The following is a 16629-nucleotide window of genomic DNA, read 5'->3' as shown; positions in this document are numbered from 1 at the left end:
ATTTACCCGGCGTTCATGCAGGACCTCCGGAAGGCGCCTAAAGGACCGGGAACACTTCCATGCCACCGAGGTACGGCCGCAGTGCCACGGGGACGTTGACGGATCCGTCGGCGTTCTGATGGTGCTCCAGGATGGCCACAATCCAGCGTGTCGTCGCCAAGGTGCCGTTCAGCGTGGCCACCGCGCGGGTCCCACCCTTGGTGCCGTCGTCGTTCACCACACGCTCGCGGATGTTCAGCCGGCGGGCCTGGTAGGTGGTGCAGTTGGAGGTGGACGTCAGCTCGCGGTAGTTGTCCTGCGTGGGCACCCAGGCCTCGCAGTCGAACTTGCGGGCAGCGGAGCCGCCAAGGTCGCCGGCCGCCGTGTCAATGACGCGGTAGGGAAGCTCCACCTTGGCCAGCATCTCTTCTTCCCAGGCGAGCAGGCGCTGGTGTTCCGCGGCTGCCTTCTCCACCGTGGTGTAGACAAACATTTCCACCTTGTTGAACTGGTGGACGCGGATGATCCCCCGGGTGTCCTTGCCGTGCGAACCGGCTTCGCGGCGGTAGCACGAGGACCAGCCGGCGTAGCGCACGGGTTCGTCCACGTTGATGATTTCCTGGCCGTGGTAGCCGGCCAGGGCCACCTCGGAGGTGCCCACCAGGTAGAGGTCGTCCTCGGCCAGGCGGTAGATTTCGGCGTCGTGCTCCACGTCAAAGCCGGTGCCGGCCATGGTCTCGGGCAGCACCAGGGTGGGCGTGATCATGGGCGTGAAGCCGGCCGCGATGGCCTGGTCCATGGCCATCTGCAGCAGCGCCAGCTCCAGGCGCGCGCCCACGCCCTTCAGGAAGTAAAAGCGGGAACCCGAGACCTTGGCGCCGCGTTCCATGTCAATGGCGCCAATCAGCTCACCGATTTCCAGGTGGTCCCTCGGCTTGAAATCCTCAAATTCACGCGGCGTGCCGACGGTTTTGACCACGATATAGTCATCCTCGCCGCCTTCCATGACGCCGTCGGAGATGAGGTTGGGCATGCTGCGCACCAGTTTGTCCGCCACGGCAGCGGCTTCATCGGCGGCAGCGGAGGCTGCCTTCACCCGTGCCGAGAGGTCCTTGACCTCGGCGAGCAGGGCCTGCTTTTCCTCGCCCTTGGCCTGTGCCACCTTCTTGCCGTACAGGTTTTGCTCCGCACGCAGGGCCTCAAAGGTGCTGATGGCGGACTTCCTGGCGGCGTCGGCGGCAATGATGGAATCCACCACGGACGGTTCGGCTCCGCGGGCACTTTGGCTGGCGCGGTATTGGGCGGGATTTTCGCAGAGGTCTCTTACATCGATCACGGCCTAAGCCTATCCAATCAAAACAACTCGAACCGCTATGGTTAGAGAATCATGCCAACTGAAGTCCTCATCACCGTCATCGTGGCCGCCGTCCTGCTTGCCGCCGGGTTCAGCTGGCTGGGGGTCCGCAAGCTGGCCCACAAGCACACCCGCAGCGCCGCCGCCGAATCCCCCCATAAGATCCATGCCGCCGCGCAAAAGGTGGCCTTCATCTATAACCCGACCAAAAGCGGGGCCGCCGCCGCCAAGACCCTGCTGCTGCGCTCCACCACCCTGGCCGGCTGGCCGGAGCCGCTGTTCCTGGAGACCACTGCCGCGGACCCCGGCCACGCCATGGCGCGGCAGGCCCTGGCGGCCAAGTCCGACGTCGTTATTGTGGGCGGCGGGGACGGTACCGTGCGCGCCGTGGGCCAGGAATTGCGGCGCACCGAGGTGCCCCTGGCGATCATCCCCCTGGGCACCGGGAACCTGCTGGCCCGCAACCTGAACCTGGACATCAATGACGTTGCCGCGAACGTCCAGGTTGCCTTGTTTGGCCACCAGCGGCACATCGACGCCGGCCTGATGGAGACCGAGGACGAGGTCACCGGCGCCGTATCGCAACAGTCCTTCATGGTCATTGCCGGGCTGGGCATGGACGCCGAGGTCATGAACGACACCAACTCAAAGCTCAAGGAGTCACTCGGCTGGCTGGCCTACAGCGAGGCCGGACTCCGGCACATGGCAGGGCGGCGGAAGAAGGTCAGCATCGCCCTGGACGACCAGCCCCCGCAGCAACGCAAGGTGCGGTCGGTGATGTTTGCCAATTGCGGGCTGCTGCCGGGCGGCATCGACTTTGTCCCGGGCGCACTCATTGACGACGGCGTCCTGGACGTGGTGGTGGTCAGCCCGCGCAGTGCCATTGGTTGGATTGCCATGGCCGGCAAGATCGCGTTCCAGCACAAGGGCGGCTTCCCCGTGATCGACTTTTACCGCTCTAAAAAACTGGTGATCCGCACCGTGATGCCCGTGGAGACGCAGGTTGACGGGGATCCGTCGGGTTCGGCCACGGTGGTCAGGGTCAGCGTTGAACACCAGGCCGTGCTGGTGCGCGTGGCTGCGCCAAACAACCCGGCCTAAGGCACGCGTACCCGGCGCGGGCACGCGTGCCTGGCGTGCGCTAGTCGGCTTCCGGGCGCAGCGGCTGTTCCCCGGTCAGGCGGTCTTCCTCTTCCTGGCGCAGCGACTGCTCCTTGATCAGGCGGTCCTCTTCTTCCGGGCGCAGCGATTGCTCCTTGATCAGGCGGTCTTCCTCGTCAAAGCGCAGCTCGTTGGCGTTGTCGCCCTCGTCCCCGACCGAGGTGTCGCGGCCTTCATCCTTGCCGGGGTTGACGATGGTGCCGTCCTGGCTGCTGTCCTTGGTTCCGTGCGTATCCATGGCTGTTGGCACCTTCCTGTTTCCGTGCTCGTCCCGAAGGCTTCCCGGGTACCCAAAGCATAGGCTTGCCGGGCCCGGGCGGGAAGATGCCACACCGTTTCAGCCCAGCAGCGATTCCACCCATGCGGCGGCGTCGTCAAAGGCGCCGTCCGCATTGTGTGCCCGGATGAGCGGCGGCTGATGGTCCGCCCGCGGGTAGGAACCCAAAAAGCGCATCTGGGGGCTGACCCGGTGCAGGCCGCGCAGGGCGTCGGCAACCCGGGCGTCGCGGATGTGGCCGTCCACGTCCACGCTGAAGATGTAGTGGCCCAGGAACTGCCCGGTGGGCCGGGACTCAATGCGGTTCAGGTTCACGCCGCGGCCGGCAAACTGCTCCAGGATGTCCATCAGCGCGCCGGGCCGGTCCTCGGGGAGCGGAATCGCCAGGGTGGTCTTGTCGGCACCCGTGGGCTCGGGCAGCTCCCCCGGCTGCCCGATCAGGACAAAGCGGGTCACCGCGCCAATGTTGTCCTCAATGCCGGCGGCCAGGATGGACAGGCCCGTCTGCTCGGCCACGAGCGGCGCGCACACGGCCGCTTGGAAGGCGTGGCCGGCACCGAGGAGTTCATGGGCCGCGGCCGCCGTGGAGTTCGCCGGCACATGGGCCGCGTTGGGCAGGTGTGCCTGGAACCAGTTCCGTGTCTGCGCCCAGGCGTGGGGATGCGTTCCCACGTGCGTGATGTCCGCCAGGGACACGCCCGCGGGGGCCACCAGGACAAAACTGACGGGCACCACCACCTCGTGCAGGATCCGCAGCTCCACGCCGTTGGAGATGGCGTCGAGCGTGGCCGGCACGCCGCCCTCAATGGAGTTTTCAATGGGCAGCATGGCAGCACGCGCCGCGCCGGAGCGCACCTTGGCCAGGGCGTCCGCCGCGTTCGTGGACGGAATCCTCTCCGCCGCGGCGGCACCGGGAACCAGGAGCAGTGCCGTCTCGGTGAACGTCCCCTCCGGCCCCAGAAAGGTGTAGGGCAGCGTGGAGGTGCCTGTCGCGGTGTTCATGGAGGGCCTGTCCGGTAGGGGGTGGAAGTTAGAGGACGCGGGGGGTTTCGCCGTTTTCGCTGGTCATGGGCCTGCCGGCCTCGAACCAGGCTCCCATGCCGCCCACCACATTGAACGCGCTGTAACCGTTTTCGGTCAGCCAGGTGGCGGCACGGAAGGACCGTCCGCCGGTGCGGCAGATGACGTTGAGGTCCACGTCCGGGTCAAGGCCGTCCAGGCTCGCCGGAAGCTGTTCAAGGGGGATGTGGCGGGCGCCGTCAATGTGGCCGGCTTCCCATTCGTAGTCTTCACGGACATCCAAAATCACGGCGTCACCGGACAGTTCCGCAACCGTGACGTTCATGGTGTCTGACATGGGCTTTACTCCTGAAAATGGCTTGGTCAATTTCAATAAGCGTAGCGCCCGAGGGACCCGATGCGAGCGTAGCGGGTGGCGGGAGGGCGCTGCGGGGTAGCGCCCGGCGGAACCGGATGCGAGCGTAGCGGGTGGCGGGAGGGCGCTGCGCGGTAGCGCCCGGCGGAACCGGCCCAATGTGACGTGACATGTCATAAATGCAAAAATTGGTCCGGTGAGCTCATACAAAAGCCCGTCGCATGACGCGCAGGCAACCCTCGACCACCGCGATACATCGTTCTTTGGCCAGCCCCGCATGCTGCTCAACCTCTTCAGCGTCGAGCTGTGGGAACGGTTTTCCTTCTACGGCATGCAGGGCATCCTCGCCTACTACATGTACTATTCCGTCACGAAGGGCGGGCTCGGCATTGACGAGGGTACGGCCCTGGGAATCGTTGGCGCCTACGGTGGCGGCGTGTACCTGTCCACCATCCTCGGCGCCTGGGTGGCCGACCGCCTGATGGGCTCGGAGCGCGTGCTGTTTTACAGCGCGGTCATGATCATGGCGGGCCACCTGTCCCTGGCACTGCTCCCGGGCGCGGCCGGCCTGGCTACGGGACTGATCCTGATCGGCGTTGGCTCCGGCGGGCTGAAGGCCAATGCCACCTCGCTCGTGGGAACCCTCTACGCCCGGGACGACAAACGCCGTGACGCCGGATTCTCCATCTTCTACATGGGCATCAACATCGGCGGGCTCATCGGCCCGCTCGTCACCGGCTGGCTGCAGGTCACGTGGGGCTTCCACATCGGTTTCGCCGCCGCGGCCGTCGGCATGGCCCTGGGCCTGGTCCAGTACGGGCTGACCCGCAAGAACCTGCCGGAATCGGCGCACCTGGTCCCCAACCCGCTCCCGGCCAAAAACCGTGGCAAGGTCGGCGCACTGGCCGGGGCCGCCGTCGTGCTCATCATTGCCGCCGTGGCGCTGAAGCTGATCACCGCCGAGAACCTCAAGTGGGTGATCGTGACGGTGGTCGTCCTGGCTTCCATCGCCTACTTTGCCGTGATTTTGGCGAACAGGACGCTGACCGGCACCGAGCGCAGCCGCGTGTATTCGTTCATGCCGCTGTTCGTGGCGAGCGCGGTGTTCTGGTCGCTGTTCCAGCAGCAGTTCACCGTGGTGGCGCTGTACGCGGACAAGCGCCTGGACCGCACGGTGTTTGGCTGGGAAATGCCGCCGAGCTGGGTGACGTCCATCAACCCGGTGTTCATCATTGTCCTGGCCGGCGTGTTTGCCGCGCTCTGGACCAAGTGGGGCGCCCGCCAGCCGGGCACGCCGGTGAAGTTCTCCGTGGCGTTGGTCGTCATGGGCTCAGCCTACCTGGCGTTCATCCCATTCGCGGGCATGGCGGCCGTGCCAATGCTGGCCATCGTGTTCATCCTGCTGCTGTTCACGGTGGCCGAGCTCATGCTCTCCCCCGTGGGCCTGTCGCTGGCCACGAAGCTGGCGCCGGCGGCGTTCCAGACGCAGATGGTGGCGCTGTTCTTCCTGTCCGTCTCACTCGGCACGGCCATGTCGGGCGTGCTGGCCCAGTGGTACGACCCCGCCAACGAGTCCCCGTACTTCCTGGTGATCGGCCTGGTCTCGATCGGCTTTGGCGTGCTGCTTTTGCTGGCGCGCAAGCCCATCCAGAAGCTGATGGCCGGGGTCATTTAGGCGGTTCTTAACGTACGACGGCGGCACCTGAGCCTGCGCTGCGGCGCTGGGGCGGGTGCCGCTTGGCGCTGAGAAACCTGCCCCTGGTGCGGGCGCCTCGCGGGCCGGCTTAGAGGGCAGACTCCAGCGACGACCACGTGTCGCCGGTGCTGCTGGAATAGTCGCCCAACGAGGCTGCAAGGTAAATGAAGAACGCGTAGATGCCCAGGTAAATCAGCAGAGCCAGGTAGTTGGTGATCAGGCCGGTGATGGAAAACGGCCGTCCCTGCGGGCTTTCCTTGGACAGGCCGACGTGGCCCAGGACTATGCCGACAATTTGCGGAATGATAAACCAGCCGGCGACGAGCAGGGACGCCAGGCCAATGATCATGCTGGCCAGGCTCAGGCCGCGGGGTCCGCTGGTGGAATCAACGTAGCCCGGACCGCCCTGGTAGTACGTGGGTGCGCCGTACTGCGGCTGGGCAAACTGGCCGCCGGCCGGCGCCCCGTAGGGGTTCTGGCCATAGGGCTGGTGCTGCTGCTCGGACGCAGCGTAGGGGGCTTGGCCGTAGGGCGGAGGCGGGACGGGCTGGGCCATGTAGCCCGGCGGAGTGTAGCCCGGCGGCGGGTCGGAATTTGGCTGCGGCTGGTCCGGCTGGTTCGACACGGCTGGCTCCTGCTGGCTGCGGGCCTCCACAAAGGGAGGCGAATTAACTGATGGAAACTTGGCTTCCATCGTAGACCAGCATTGGCCCACGCCCGTGTTTGCGCCCGTATTTGGCGGTTTCGGCAGTTGCCTCGGCAGTCGCCACAATCGCCCGGCTGCGTCCACAGTGTGGCAAACTGATGCGCAAACCCGGCCCGCTCTGGCATGCTGGGGACATGGCTAGCCGCGCGGGCACAGTTGCCCTACCCCAGGACCTTGTAGACCTCACGGCGTTGTTGGACGCCTACTATGACATTGCCCCCGATCTGGGCGACCCGGGACAGCGGGTGGCCTTTGGCACGTCCGGGCACCGGGGCTCGTCGCTGAAGGCCTCCTTCAACGAGGGCCACATCGCCGCGATCACCCAGGCCATTGTGGAATACCGGGCGGGTCAGGGCATCACCGGCCCCTTGTTCATGGGCAAGGACACCCATGCGCTCAGTGAGCCGGCCCAGAACACGGCACTGGAGGTGCTCGCCGGCAACGGGGTGCAGGTGCTCATCGACGCCCGCCACGGTTTCACGCCCACACCCGCGGTTTCCCACGCCATTCTCAGCTACAACAAGGGACGCGCTGAGGCCGTGGCGGACGGCATCGTGGTCACCCCGTCCCACAATCCGCCCGGCGACGGCGGCTTCAAGTACAACCCCCCGCACGGCGGCCCGGCCGACTCCGATGCGACAGGCTGGATCGCCAACCGCGCCAACGAGCTGCTCGAGGAGGGCCTCCGCGGCGTACGGCGCGTGCCGCTGGCCGACGCGCTGGTGGCCGAATCCACCGGCAAGTTCGATTTCCTCTCCGGCTACGTGGATGACCTCCCCTCCGTCCTGGACCTGGACGCGATCCGCAGCGCCGGCGTGCGGATCGGCGCCGACCCCATGGGTGGGGCTTCGGTGGACTACTGGGGCGAGATCGGCGAGCGCCACCACCTGGACCTGACAGTGGTGAACCCCACCGTGGACCCGCAGTGGGCCTTCATGACGCTCGACTGGGATGAAAAGATCCGAATGGACTGCTCGTCACCGTTCGCCATGGCCTCCCTGATCACCAAGCTCGAGGCGGGCGCGCCCTACGACATTGCCACCGGGAACGACGCCGACGCGGACCGCCACGGCATCGTCACCCCGGACGCCGGGCTCATGAACCCGAACCACTACCTTGCCGTGGCCATCCAGTACCTTTACACGCACCGCCCGCTCTGGCCCGCCACGGCCGGCGTTGGCAAGACGCTTGTCTCCTCCTCCATCATTGACCGCGTGGCCGCCGACCTTGGCCGCCAGCTCGTGGAGGTGCCCGTTGGCTTCAAGTGGTTTGTGCCCGGCCTGCTTTCCGGCGAGGGTGTGTTTGGCGGCGAGGAATCTGCCGGGGCCTCCTTCGTGAAGAAGGACGGTTCCGTGTGGACCACGGACAAGGACGGCCTCCTGTTGGCGCTGCTCGCCTCGGAGATCACCGCCGTCACCGGCAAGTCGCCCTCCGAGCACTATGGTGAGCTGACCGCCCGCTTCGGCGCGCCGTCGTACGCACGCATTGACGCGCCGGCCACCCGGGAGCAAAAGGCGGCGCTGGGCAAGCTGTCCGCCGCCGACGTCACCGCCACCACGCTGGCCGGTGAGGACATCACGGCCAAGCTGACGGCGGCCCCGGGGAACGGCGCGGCCATCGGCGGGCTGAAGGTGGTCACGGAGAATGCCTGGTTCGCCGCGCGCCCCTCCGGCACCGAGGACGTGTACAAGATCTACGCGGAGTCCTTCAAGGGCCCGGAGCACCTGGCGAAGGTCCAGGCCGAGGCGAAGGCGCTCGTGGACGGCGTCATCTCCTAGCATTGGCGCTGGGGACCCTGCCGGCGCGCAGCGATGGTGGGGGCTGGCGGCGTGGTGGGCGCCGCAGCGTCCGCTCCAACGAAGTCGTGTGCGGCGCGCGCGGGCACCAGCCCCCACCTCGCGAGAGCGCCAGGGCCCCCGACGGAAGCTCCAGGCTGCGGCGCTAGTGATGGGCGCCGGGCTCATGCTGGGCGTGGCCCACGGGCTCCAGCTGGAACGTGGAGTGCTCGATGCTGACGTCAAAATGGCCGGCAACGCAGTGCTGAAGCGCGTCGAGCATGGTGGCCGCGTGGCCGTCGTGGAAGCACTCCTCATCCACCACCACGTGCGCGGACAGAACGGGCAGGCCGGTAGCAATCTGGCTGGCGTGGAGATCGTGGACCTCGCGAACGTGGTCCAGGCCCAGGATGTGCTCGCGCACCTTGGCCAGGTCCAGACCGGCGGGGGTCGATTCGAGCAGGACGCCAATGGTTTCCAGGAGCAGCTTCACGGTGCGCGGCAGGATCAGCACACCAATGAGCATGGCCACCACGGCGTCGGCCTGCATCCAGCCGGTGGTGGAAATGACGATGGCGGCGACGATGACGGCCACCGACCCCAGGGCGTCGTTGAGCACCTCCAGGAAGGCCGCGCGCATGTTGAAGTTCCTGCTGCGCCCGCCCATCAGCACGAAGAGCGAGATCACGTTGCCCGCCAGGCCGATCGCGCCAAACACGATCATTTCCTGCGATGCGATGTCGGCCGGGTGGAACAGCCGTTGCACGCCTTCCACCAGCACCACCAGGCCGACCGCAAGGAGGATGGCGGCCTGCGCCGTCGCCGCCAACACCTCGGCACGGGCAAACCCCCACGTGCGCCGGTTGGTGGACGGCCGGGCCATCAGGCGCGCGGCCAGCAATGCCATGGCCAGCCCGCCGGCATCGGTCAACACATGGGCGGAGTCAAAGAGCAGGGCCAGCGATCCTGTCAGAAGGGAGCCTATGACCTGGAAGACAAACACGGCCAGCGTCACACACAGGGCAGCGGCAATGCGGCCCTGATGGCTTTCCCCGGGCGCGCCGGCGTGGGAGTGGCTGTGTCCTGACATGCCTCAACAGTACATCGAATGATGAATTCATCAAAAGGTGTACCATATTGAGAATGAAGTCCATTAGCAACGCCGCCGTCCTGGCAAGGTTCGGCTACGCCATCTCGGACCCCACCCGGGCGCAAATCCTCATGGAGCTGGCCCATGCGCCAAACTACCCGGCGGCATTGGCTGACAAGCTGGAAGTATCGCGCCAGAGCATGTCCAACCACCTCTCCTGCCTGCGCGACTGTGGCCTGGTGGTCACCATCACCGAGGGCCGGCGGACAAAATACGAGCTGTCGCACCCCGCGCTGTCACACGCCCTGAACGATTTGCTGGGCCTGGCACTCATGGTGGCCCCCGGGCACGACGCCGCGTAGCCGCCCTGGGAACCTATCGAGCTAGCCTGCCGCACCGAAGGTTGGGGCGGCGGGCGGCACCGGTTCCGTCAACAACAGCCGGCGGGCAGGACTTGGCGGCAGCGGCCGGCTGCTGTGGAGGGTGAGGCCGGCGTCCACATGGAGCAACTCGCCCGGTTCCAGCATCCGCCATCCCGGGTCGCTGTCCATCGGTTCGGTGGCGACGACGACCGCGCGCTTCCCCGCCAAGACTTGGCTGCGCCCGTGGATTCGACTGCTGTCAACCTTCAGCGGCTGGCCGTTCCGATGCCCGCCGGGTGCCCGCTCGAGGACGTGGAGTTCGTGCGTCTCCGGGTACCGCAGCGCCCACAGCCCGGTGGCCGTCGTGATGACCAGGTTGAGGCTGTAGACCGGCAGGTTCTCCGCAATCCACGTCAGGGCCGTGGAGATGCCCGCCGACAGATCGCCGCCGTGGCGCCGGGTCTCCAGCGTGATCAGGGCAAACATCCGTTCGCTGTCCGTCTGGCCCAGCACCAGTTCAGTGCCGCCGAGATCAGCGAGGCGCGCGTCGAGCCTGTCCAACTCCCCAAAAGCACCGTTGTGGGCGCAAATCCTTCCATCCTGCTCAAAGGGGTGGGTGTTGGCCGTCGTATGGGCGCCCGTGGTGGCGTACCGGACGTGGGCCACGAATGTCGTGCTTTTGAGCTCCCGGGCCGCCGTGGCGAATTCCTCGTCCACAAAGGCCGCGATCGCCTGCTTGGAAATTTCCGGCACTCCTCCGGCACTGAAAACACCGATGCCCGTGCCGTCAGGTTCCCGCCGGCTCTGCTCGGAAAGGCTGTCCGGGGCCTTGAGCAGCCAAAACGTGGCCTGGACCGGCTCCGCGCCGGCATGCAGTCCAAAGAGTCGACACATAGGGTGAACCTTTCACGCTCAGGAGAAGTCGATGACGCGCGGGGAAAATGCCGGCCAACGGCATGCTGTGATCCTATCCGTGCCGCCGGCCCTTGGCCTTCGCAAAGTGGCGCTGGCGCACGGAATGACCGGCCACCCGATATTCTTGTCCGTAGCCGCACACAGTTGGGACAGCGCATGGAGAGGCACGCAATGAGTTTGTTGGGCACCAAATGGAGCATCCATGGAGACGGCAAGACCGTCAAGCCCGGCCAGGTGGTGGCCCCCAGTGAGCGGCTGATCTGGCCGCTCACCATCGGCATCGGCCTTCAGCACGTGGTGGCGATGTTCGGTGCCACGTTCCTGGTGCCCATCCTCACGGGCATGCCGCCGGCCACCACGCTGTTCTTCTCCGGCGTTGGCACCTTCTTCTTCCTGCTCCTCACGCGCGGCAAGGTGCCCAGCTACCTGGGCTCCAGCTTCGCGTTCATCGCCCCCATCATGGCGTCACAAAAGGAGTTCGGTGTGGGAGGCGCGCTGGGCGGGGTGGTGATGGCCGGCGTCGTGCTGGCCCTGATCGGACTATTGGTGCAAAAGTTCGGCGCCACCTGGATCAACCGACTCATGCCTGCACCCGTCACCGGCACCATCGTGGCGTTGATCGGGCTGAACCTCGCCCCGTCCGCCAAGGACAACTTCCTCAAGGCACCCGTCACGGCCTTCGTCACCCTGCTCGTGATCATCCTGGTCAGCGTGCTGTTCCGCGGCATCCTGGGCCGGCTATCCATCCTGGTGGGCGTGGTGGTGGGCTACCTGGTGGCCATCATGCGCAGCGAGGTGGACTTCTCCAAGATCCACGACGCCGGCTGGATCGGCCTGCCGCCGTTCCAGGCGCCCACCTTCCACGTGGCGGTGATTGGCCTGTTTGTGCCCGTGGTGCTGGTGCTGGTGGCGGAGAACATTGGCCATGTGAAGTCGGTGGCACTGATGACCGGGGAGGACCTGGACCCGTACGCCGGCCGCGCCATCATCGCCGATGGCGTCGCCACCACCCTGGCCGGCCTCGGCGGGGGCTCCGGCACCACCACGTATGCGGAGAACATTGGCGTCATGGCGGCCACCAAGGTGTATTCCACGGCAGCCTACTACGTTGCCGCGACCACCGCGCTGCTGCTGAGCTTCTTCCCCAAGTTCGGCGCCTTGATCGCCACGGTGCCGGTGGGCGTGCTGGGCGGGGCGGCCACGCTGCTGTACGGCATGATCGGTGTGCTGGGCGTGCGCATCTGGGTGCAAAACAAGGTGGACTTCTCCAACACCATCAACCTGACCACCGCCGCCGTCGCACTCATTGTGGGCGTGGCCGACTACACCTGGGTGGCGGGGAACCTGCAGTTTGCGGGCATCGCGCTCGGTACGGCCGCCGCCCTGGTGGTCTACCACGGCATGCACGCGCTGGCGAAGTGGCGCGGCACGGCCGGCGACCCCCTGGAACCCGAAAAGGAAGCCGCCGCGCATTAGGCCGCGTCAACGGAGGACCTAGATGCCGTTGAGCGCCTCCGAGGTGGCCCTGGCGGTGTGCATTGCCGCCTCGGCCAGGGCGGCTTCGGGTGATCCCGCGACGTCCGTGGCGCTGACGGCAGCGACCACGCCGTGTGCGGCAAGTTCCTGCGCCGTGACGGTGATCCGTCCGGCAACCACGACGACGGGCAGTCCCCTGGCGTGGGCGGCGTCGGCCACGCCGATGGGCGCCTTTCCGGACAGTGACTGTTCATCCATGGAGCCCTCCCCGGTGATGACCAGGTCCGCGCCGTTCAGGGCCGCATCGAGGCCGACCATCTCCGCAACCAGGTCAAATCCGCGCTCAATCGTCGCGTTGGCGTAGGCCGTGAACAGGGATGGGAAGCCCCCGGCGGCGCCCGCGCCGGGGACGTCGATGTCGACGCCGGTCGCGGCCCGGACCAGCGAAGCCAGGTGGCGCAGCCCGGCGTCGAGCTTCTCCACGGCGTCCGCGTCCGCGCCCTTTTGCGGGCCGAAGACGTGGGCGGCGCCGTTGTAGCCGTACAAGGGGTTGTCCACGTCGACGGCCATGCGGATTTTGGTGCCGGCCAGGCGCGGGTCCAGCCCGGAGGCGTTGATGGTGGCCACGTCCAGGAGGGACCCACCGCCAAGGGGCACCAGGTTGCCGTGGGCGTCGAGCAGCTTCAGGCCCAGTGCGCGCAGGGCGCCCGAGCCGGCGTCGGTCATGGCGGAGCCGCCGAGCCCGATGATGATTTCGGTGGCGCCGGCCTCTAGGGCGGCGGCGATCAGCTGCCCGGAACCGTAGGAATGCGCGCGCAGGGCATTCTCCACCGTCGGTTCGGAGAGCAGGTAGCCGCTGGCCTGGGCGGTTTCAATGACGGCCACATGCGTGTCCTGGTGGATGGCCCAAGCCGCGCCCACGGGCTTGATGATGGGCCCCACCACGGCGTTCATGTGCTCCTCGAAGCCGGCCGCGACGGCGGCCTCCAGGGTGCCCTCGCCGCCGTCGGCCACGGGCAGCGTTGTCACCACGGCGTCGGGGTAGACACGGAGAGCGCCTTCGCTCATGGCGGCGGCCGCTTCGACGCCGGTCAGGGTGCCCTTGAACTTGTCAGGTGCAATCAAAATTCGCATGCTCCCATCCTGCCAGTCCGGGGCGCATGTTACGGTGCCCGCACTTAAGCTGCGGTCCCCGGGCCGCCGGGCCAGCAGCCGCGTTCCCGCATGATGCCGGCCAGCAGGTCGGCCCGGTCCGTCATGATGCCGTCCACGCCCAGGTCCAGAAGACGGTTCATCTCCCCCGGGTCGTTGATGGTCCAGACGTGCATCTTCAGGCCCAGGCGGTGCGCCCTGGCCACGGACCGGCGTGTCACCAGCTCCACCTTGTTGTGCCGGACTGGAATTTGCAGCACGTCAACGTTGCGCATCAAGGCGCGCAGCACGGGTGCCGGCATCCACCGTTCCAGCACGAAATAGGCCACGAGCAGCTTTTGGCCGGCCGAACTGGCGACGGGCCTGCTCAACCGTGACACCACCTCGCGCCGCCGCCGGTCCGAAAACGAGGCCACGCAGACCCGCTCATGGAGGCCCATTTCCTCAATAAGTTGGGCCAGGGGCGCCACCGATCCGGCATCCTTGACGTCAATGTTGAACCGCGCCGCGGGTAGCGCCATAAAGAATTCACGCAAGGTGGCGATGTGCTCCCGTCCGCCGATGAGGGCCTTCCCGACGACGGCATACGGCAGCTCGGCGATCGTCCCGTCCCGGTCGGTGATCCTGTCCAGGGTTGCGTCGTGAAAGACCAGCGTGACGCCGTCGGCGGTGGTGTTGATGTCGGTTTCAAGATATTGACAGCCCAGCTCAACGGCCGCCCGGAACGCCGGGAGCGTGTTCTCCAGCCCGTCCAGGGAGAATCCGCGGTGGGCGATGGCCAGCGGGACGGGTGAGTCAAGGTAGGGCTTGACGGCCTTTAGCGGATTCACGTCCGGCGCCTACGCCCGGTGAAGGGCGGCCAGGCGTTCCTCGATAACCCGGGCCACGCCGTCGTCCTCAAAACGCGGGGCCAGCAGCGCTGCGGCGGCGAGCGCGTCCGGGTGGCCGCTGGCCATCGCGTAGCCTGCGCCGGCCCAGCCGAGCATCTCAATGTCATTGGGCATGTCGCCAAACGCCACCACGTCCGCAGCGTCGATGCCCTTGGCTGCGGCATATTCGGCGAGCGTGACAGCCTTGTTGACACCCAGCGGGCCCATTTCCAGCAGTGCAAGTTCGGGCGCCGAGTGGGTCACGGAGATCAGCCTGCCCAGGCTGGGACGGACCAGGCCCAGGAATTCGTCGGCGCTTCCGGTGTGCAGCACGGAGAGCATCTTGATGATGCCGCCGTCGGCCATGCCCGGCGACAGCGCGGCGGGGACAACGTCCAATAGGCTGGCCGGGCGGCTTTGCGCGAAGAAGCCGGGCTCCACATGGAGTCCGTCCAGGCTTTCCAGCGCAAAGTACGGTTCCGGGGTGAGCCCGGCGATGATGTGCCGGACCTGCTCGACAGTTTCCCAGGGCAGCAGGTGCGACGCCGTGACCGACTCGCTTTCCAGGCTGTACGTGACGGCGCCGTTGGAGCAGATCACGGTTCCCGTGTGCCCGATCTGTTCCCGGATGGGGTCCAGCCAGCGCGGCGGGCGGCCGGTCACAAACACGATGTCGATTCCGGCGTCGGCGGCATCCCGGAACGCGGCAATGGTGCGGACACTGATGCTTCCGTCGTGGCCGAGGATGGTCCCGTCAATGTCACTGGCAATTAAACGCATACCCAAGGCTATCCAACTTCACCGCTGCAGTGTTATGCGCCTCGGTCGGAGCGAATGCCGCGCAGAACACTGTCATGCGCGACCGACGGGGCGAACGGCGCGCACAACGGGTCACGCCACTTCGAAAATTCCCGTGATCCGGGCCCGCGCCAGGGTGTGGAAGGCCAGATTGAAGCCCAGCACTGCCGGGGTGGCATTCGCGTCTACGTCCAGGGTGGGCACGTCGACGGCGTGGACCACCACCATGTAGCGGTGCGTCCCGTGCCCGGCGGGAGGTGCGGCGCCCATGTAGCCGGGGTGGCCGCCGTCGTTCTTCAGGCTCAGCGCCCCGGCGGGCAGGCCGCGGGACCCACCCTCCTCCAGGGAGGTCACGGACGCGGGGATGTTGGCCACGGCCCAGTGCCAGAAGCCGCTGGCGGTGGGGGCATCCGGGTCGAACATGGTGACGGCGAAGCCCCGCGTGCCCTCGGGGAAGCCGGACCAGGAGAGCTGCGGGGAGAGGTCCTTCCCGTCCGGGTGGCCGCCGGGATTGACCTGATTTGCGGACAGGGTGCCGCCGTCGTCAAGCGAGGTGCTCGTCAGCGCGAAATCGGGGACCGGGGCAAGGAATGAATAGGGGTCGTAGTCATACATGGTGCTGGCCTTTCTGCAGTTCGGCACGGGTGGGCGGGTTGGCGCCGGCGCGGGACACCGTGATGGCGGCGGCGCGGGCGGCATAGCGGATCAGCTCCTCCAGCTGCTCGCGGGTGATGGCGCGCAGGGTGTCGCGCCGTTGGGCGCCGTCCAGTTCGCGGTCCACCAGCGCGGCCAGCAGGGCGGCCATGAAGGAATCCCCGGCGCCCACGGTGTCCACCACCTCGGTGGGCGGCACCTCACAGGCGGCCTCGCCGGCGGCGCATACAGCCCAGGGACCATCCCCGCCTTGGGTGACGATCACGACGGCGGGACCTTCCGTGCCGCCCATGGCCAGCCACCGGCGGGCTGATTCCTTCGGGTCAGTGCCGGGGTAAAGCCACGCCAGGTCCTCGTCGGAGGCCTTCACCACGTCGGAGAGCCGGACAAACTTTTCGGCCTGCTCCCTAGCGTGGTTGACGTCCTTGATGATGCTGGGGCGGCAATTCGGGTCGTAGGAAATGGTGGCGGAGGGGTGTGCGGCAACCACGGCACTGAACACCTGGCCGGCACCCGGGGCCAGCATCGTGGCGATGGAACCGGTGTGCAGGAGCGTGGTGGCGGCCAGCATAAAGTTCGGGGCGCCGTCGGGCTGGCGGGCAACGGCGGGAAGCTCCCAGTCCAGCGCGAATTCATACGCGGCGGCACCGCCAGGGCTAAGCACGGCGCGGGCAATGGAGGTGGGGAGCCCGTCCGGGGCCACCGGCACCAGGACGGCGTTGCCCGCCAGGTGCGCAGCCACCATGTCGCCGTACGCGTCCCTGCCAAAGCGGCCCAGGAACTGCACGGGGTGGCCCAGGCGGGCGAGGCCGACAGCCACGTTCAGGGGGCTGCCGCCCACGTGCGGCACGGGCGCCTGCCCGGCGCGCACCACTTCGTCGATCAGGGCTTCACCAATTACCGTCAGCATGCCACCCAGCCTACGGGCTGGCGGGAAAACACTGGCCAATTGTTGGGCGGCGCGCTCGACCTTCCCGGGCCGCGGCGCAT

17 protein-coding genes are annotated in these 16629 nt (G+C 67.1%); 5 read left to right on the top strand and 12 right to left on the bottom strand.

What is annotated here, in order from left to right:
• Window positions 1-37: 37 nt before the first annotated feature.
• A complete protein-coding gene (serS, locus tag CVV68_RS12605) occupies window positions 38-1315 on the bottom strand; it encodes a serine--tRNA ligase (protein ID WP_110501357.1) in 1278 nt (425 codons plus the stop codon).
• 51 nt (window positions 1316-1366) lie between these two features.
• On the opposite strand from serS, the gene CVV68_RS12600 reads away from it, so the two are divergent.
• Window positions 1367-2434, top strand: coding sequence for a diacylglycerol/lipid kinase family protein (locus CVV68_RS12600; protein WP_110501356.1), 1068 nt, complete (start codon window positions 1367-1369; stop codon window positions 2432-2434).
• A gap of 40 nt (window positions 2435-2474) precedes the next feature.
• Here CVV68_RS12600 and CVV68_RS12595 read toward each other — a convergent pair whose 3' ends face one another.
• From CVV68_RS12595 to CVV68_RS12585, 3 genes are all read right to left on the bottom strand, one after another.
• Window positions 2475-2732, bottom strand: coding sequence for a hypothetical protein (locus CVV68_RS12595; protein ID WP_110501355.1), 258 nt, complete (start codon window positions 2730-2732; stop codon window positions 2475-2477).
• A 99-nt stretch (window positions 2733-2831) separates the two neighbouring features.
• A complete protein-coding gene (pheA, locus tag CVV68_RS12590) occupies window positions 2832-3773 on the bottom strand; it encodes a prephenate dehydratase (protein WP_110501354.1) in 942 nt (313 codons plus the stop codon).
• 28 nt (window positions 3774-3801) lie between these two features.
• On the bottom strand, window positions 3802-4128 hold the full coding sequence (locus tag CVV68_RS12585; RefSeq protein ID WP_110501353.1) for a rhodanese-like domain-containing protein: 327 nt from the start codon (window positions 4126-4128) through the stop codon (window positions 3802-3804).
• Window positions 4129-4423: 295 nt separating this feature from the next.
• Here CVV68_RS12585 and CVV68_RS12580 point away from each other — a divergent pair, with 295 nt between their 5' ends.
• Window positions 4424-5821 (top strand): peptide MFS transporter, encoded by a 1398-nt coding sequence (locus CVV68_RS12580; protein ID WP_211320825.1) that lies wholly within the window; start codon window positions 4424-4426, stop codon window positions 5819-5821.
• 109 nt (window positions 5822-5930) lie between these two features.
• Here CVV68_RS12580 and CVV68_RS12575 read toward each other — a convergent pair whose 3' ends face one another.
• Window positions 5931-6467 carry a DUF4190 domain-containing protein gene (locus CVV68_RS12575; RefSeq protein WP_146238881.1) on the bottom strand — a complete coding sequence of 179 codons (537 nt, stop codon included), beginning with the start codon at window positions 6465-6467 and terminating at the stop codon, window positions 5931-5933.
• A gap of 215 nt (window positions 6468-6682) precedes the next feature.
• Here CVV68_RS12575 and pgm point away from each other — a divergent pair, with 215 nt between their 5' ends.
• Window positions 6683-8326: a phosphoglucomutase (alpha-D-glucose-1,6-bisphosphate-dependent) gene (gene pgm, locus CVV68_RS12570; RefSeq protein WP_110501382.1), complete on the top strand. Its 1644-nt coding sequence runs from the start codon at window positions 6683-6685 to the stop codon at window positions 8324-8326.
• Between the two features lie 163 nt (window positions 8327-8489).
• On the opposite strand, the gene CVV68_RS12565 is transcribed toward pgm, so the two are convergent.
• Window positions 8490-9413 carry a cation diffusion facilitator family transporter gene (locus CVV68_RS12565; protein WP_110501350.1) on the bottom strand — a complete coding sequence of 308 codons (924 nt, stop codon included), beginning with the start codon at window positions 9411-9413 and terminating at the stop codon, window positions 8490-8492.
• Window positions 9414-9466: 53 nt separating this feature from the next.
• Here CVV68_RS12565 and CVV68_RS12560 point away from each other — a divergent pair, with 53 nt between their 5' ends.
• Window positions 9467-9775, top strand: a complete 309-nt coding sequence (locus CVV68_RS12560) for an ArsR/SmtB family transcription factor (protein ID WP_110501349.1) — start codon at window positions 9467-9469, stop codon at window positions 9773-9775.
• Between the two features lie 21 nt (window positions 9776-9796).
• Here CVV68_RS12560 and CVV68_RS12555 read toward each other — a convergent pair whose 3' ends face one another.
• Window positions 9797-10669, bottom strand: coding sequence for a class II glutamine amidotransferase (locus CVV68_RS12555; protein ID WP_110501348.1), 873 nt, complete (start codon window positions 10667-10669; stop codon window positions 9797-9799).
• A 192-nt stretch (window positions 10670-10861) separates the two neighbouring features.
• Between CVV68_RS12555 and CVV68_RS12550 the strand changes: the two genes are divergently transcribed.
• Window positions 10862-12166, top strand: a complete 1305-nt coding sequence (locus tag CVV68_RS12550) for a uracil-xanthine permease family protein (protein WP_110501347.1) — start codon at window positions 10862-10864, stop codon at window positions 12164-12166.
• Between the two features lie 18 nt (window positions 12167-12184).
• On the opposite strand, the gene CVV68_RS12545 is transcribed toward CVV68_RS12550, so the two are convergent.
• From CVV68_RS12545 to CVV68_RS12525, 5 genes are all read right to left on the bottom strand, one after another.
• The gene (locus CVV68_RS12545; protein ID WP_110501346.1) at window positions 12185-13300 is read right to left on the bottom strand and encodes a glycerate kinase; all 1116 of its coding nucleotides are present in this window, start codon (window positions 13298-13300) and stop codon (window positions 12185-12187) included.
• Between the two features lie 44 nt (window positions 13301-13344).
• Window positions 13345-14148 (bottom strand): glycerophosphodiester phosphodiesterase family protein, encoded by an 804-nt coding sequence (locus tag CVV68_RS12540; RefSeq protein ID WP_245933509.1) that lies wholly within the window; start codon window positions 14146-14148, stop codon window positions 13345-13347.
• A 9-nt stretch (window positions 14149-14157) separates the two neighbouring features.
• On the bottom strand, window positions 14158-14967 hold the full coding sequence (locus tag CVV68_RS12535) for an HAD family hydrolase (protein ID WP_110501345.1): 810 nt from the start codon (window positions 14965-14967) through the stop codon (window positions 14158-14160).
• 111 nt (window positions 14968-15078) lie between these two features.
• On the bottom strand, window positions 15079-15600 hold the full coding sequence (locus CVV68_RS12530; protein ID WP_110501344.1) for a YbhB/YbcL family Raf kinase inhibitor-like protein: 522 nt from the start codon (window positions 15598-15600) through the stop codon (window positions 15079-15081).
• Window positions 15593-16549, bottom strand: a complete 957-nt coding sequence (locus tag CVV68_RS12525; protein WP_110501343.1) for a carbohydrate kinase family protein — start codon at window positions 16547-16549, stop codon at window positions 15593-15595. The genes CVV68_RS12530 and CVV68_RS12525 overlap by 8 nt, the downstream gene beginning before the upstream one ends.
• Window positions 16550-16629: the final 80 nt, after the last annotated feature.

Source organism: Arthrobacter livingstonensis (assembly GCF_003219815.1).
Lineage (GTDB): Bacteria > Actinomycetota > Actinomycetes > Actinomycetales > Micrococcaceae > Specibacter > Specibacter livingstonensis.
Note: the sequence above shows the minus strand (reverse complement) of the source record. Positions and strands in the feature narration are given on the sequence as shown.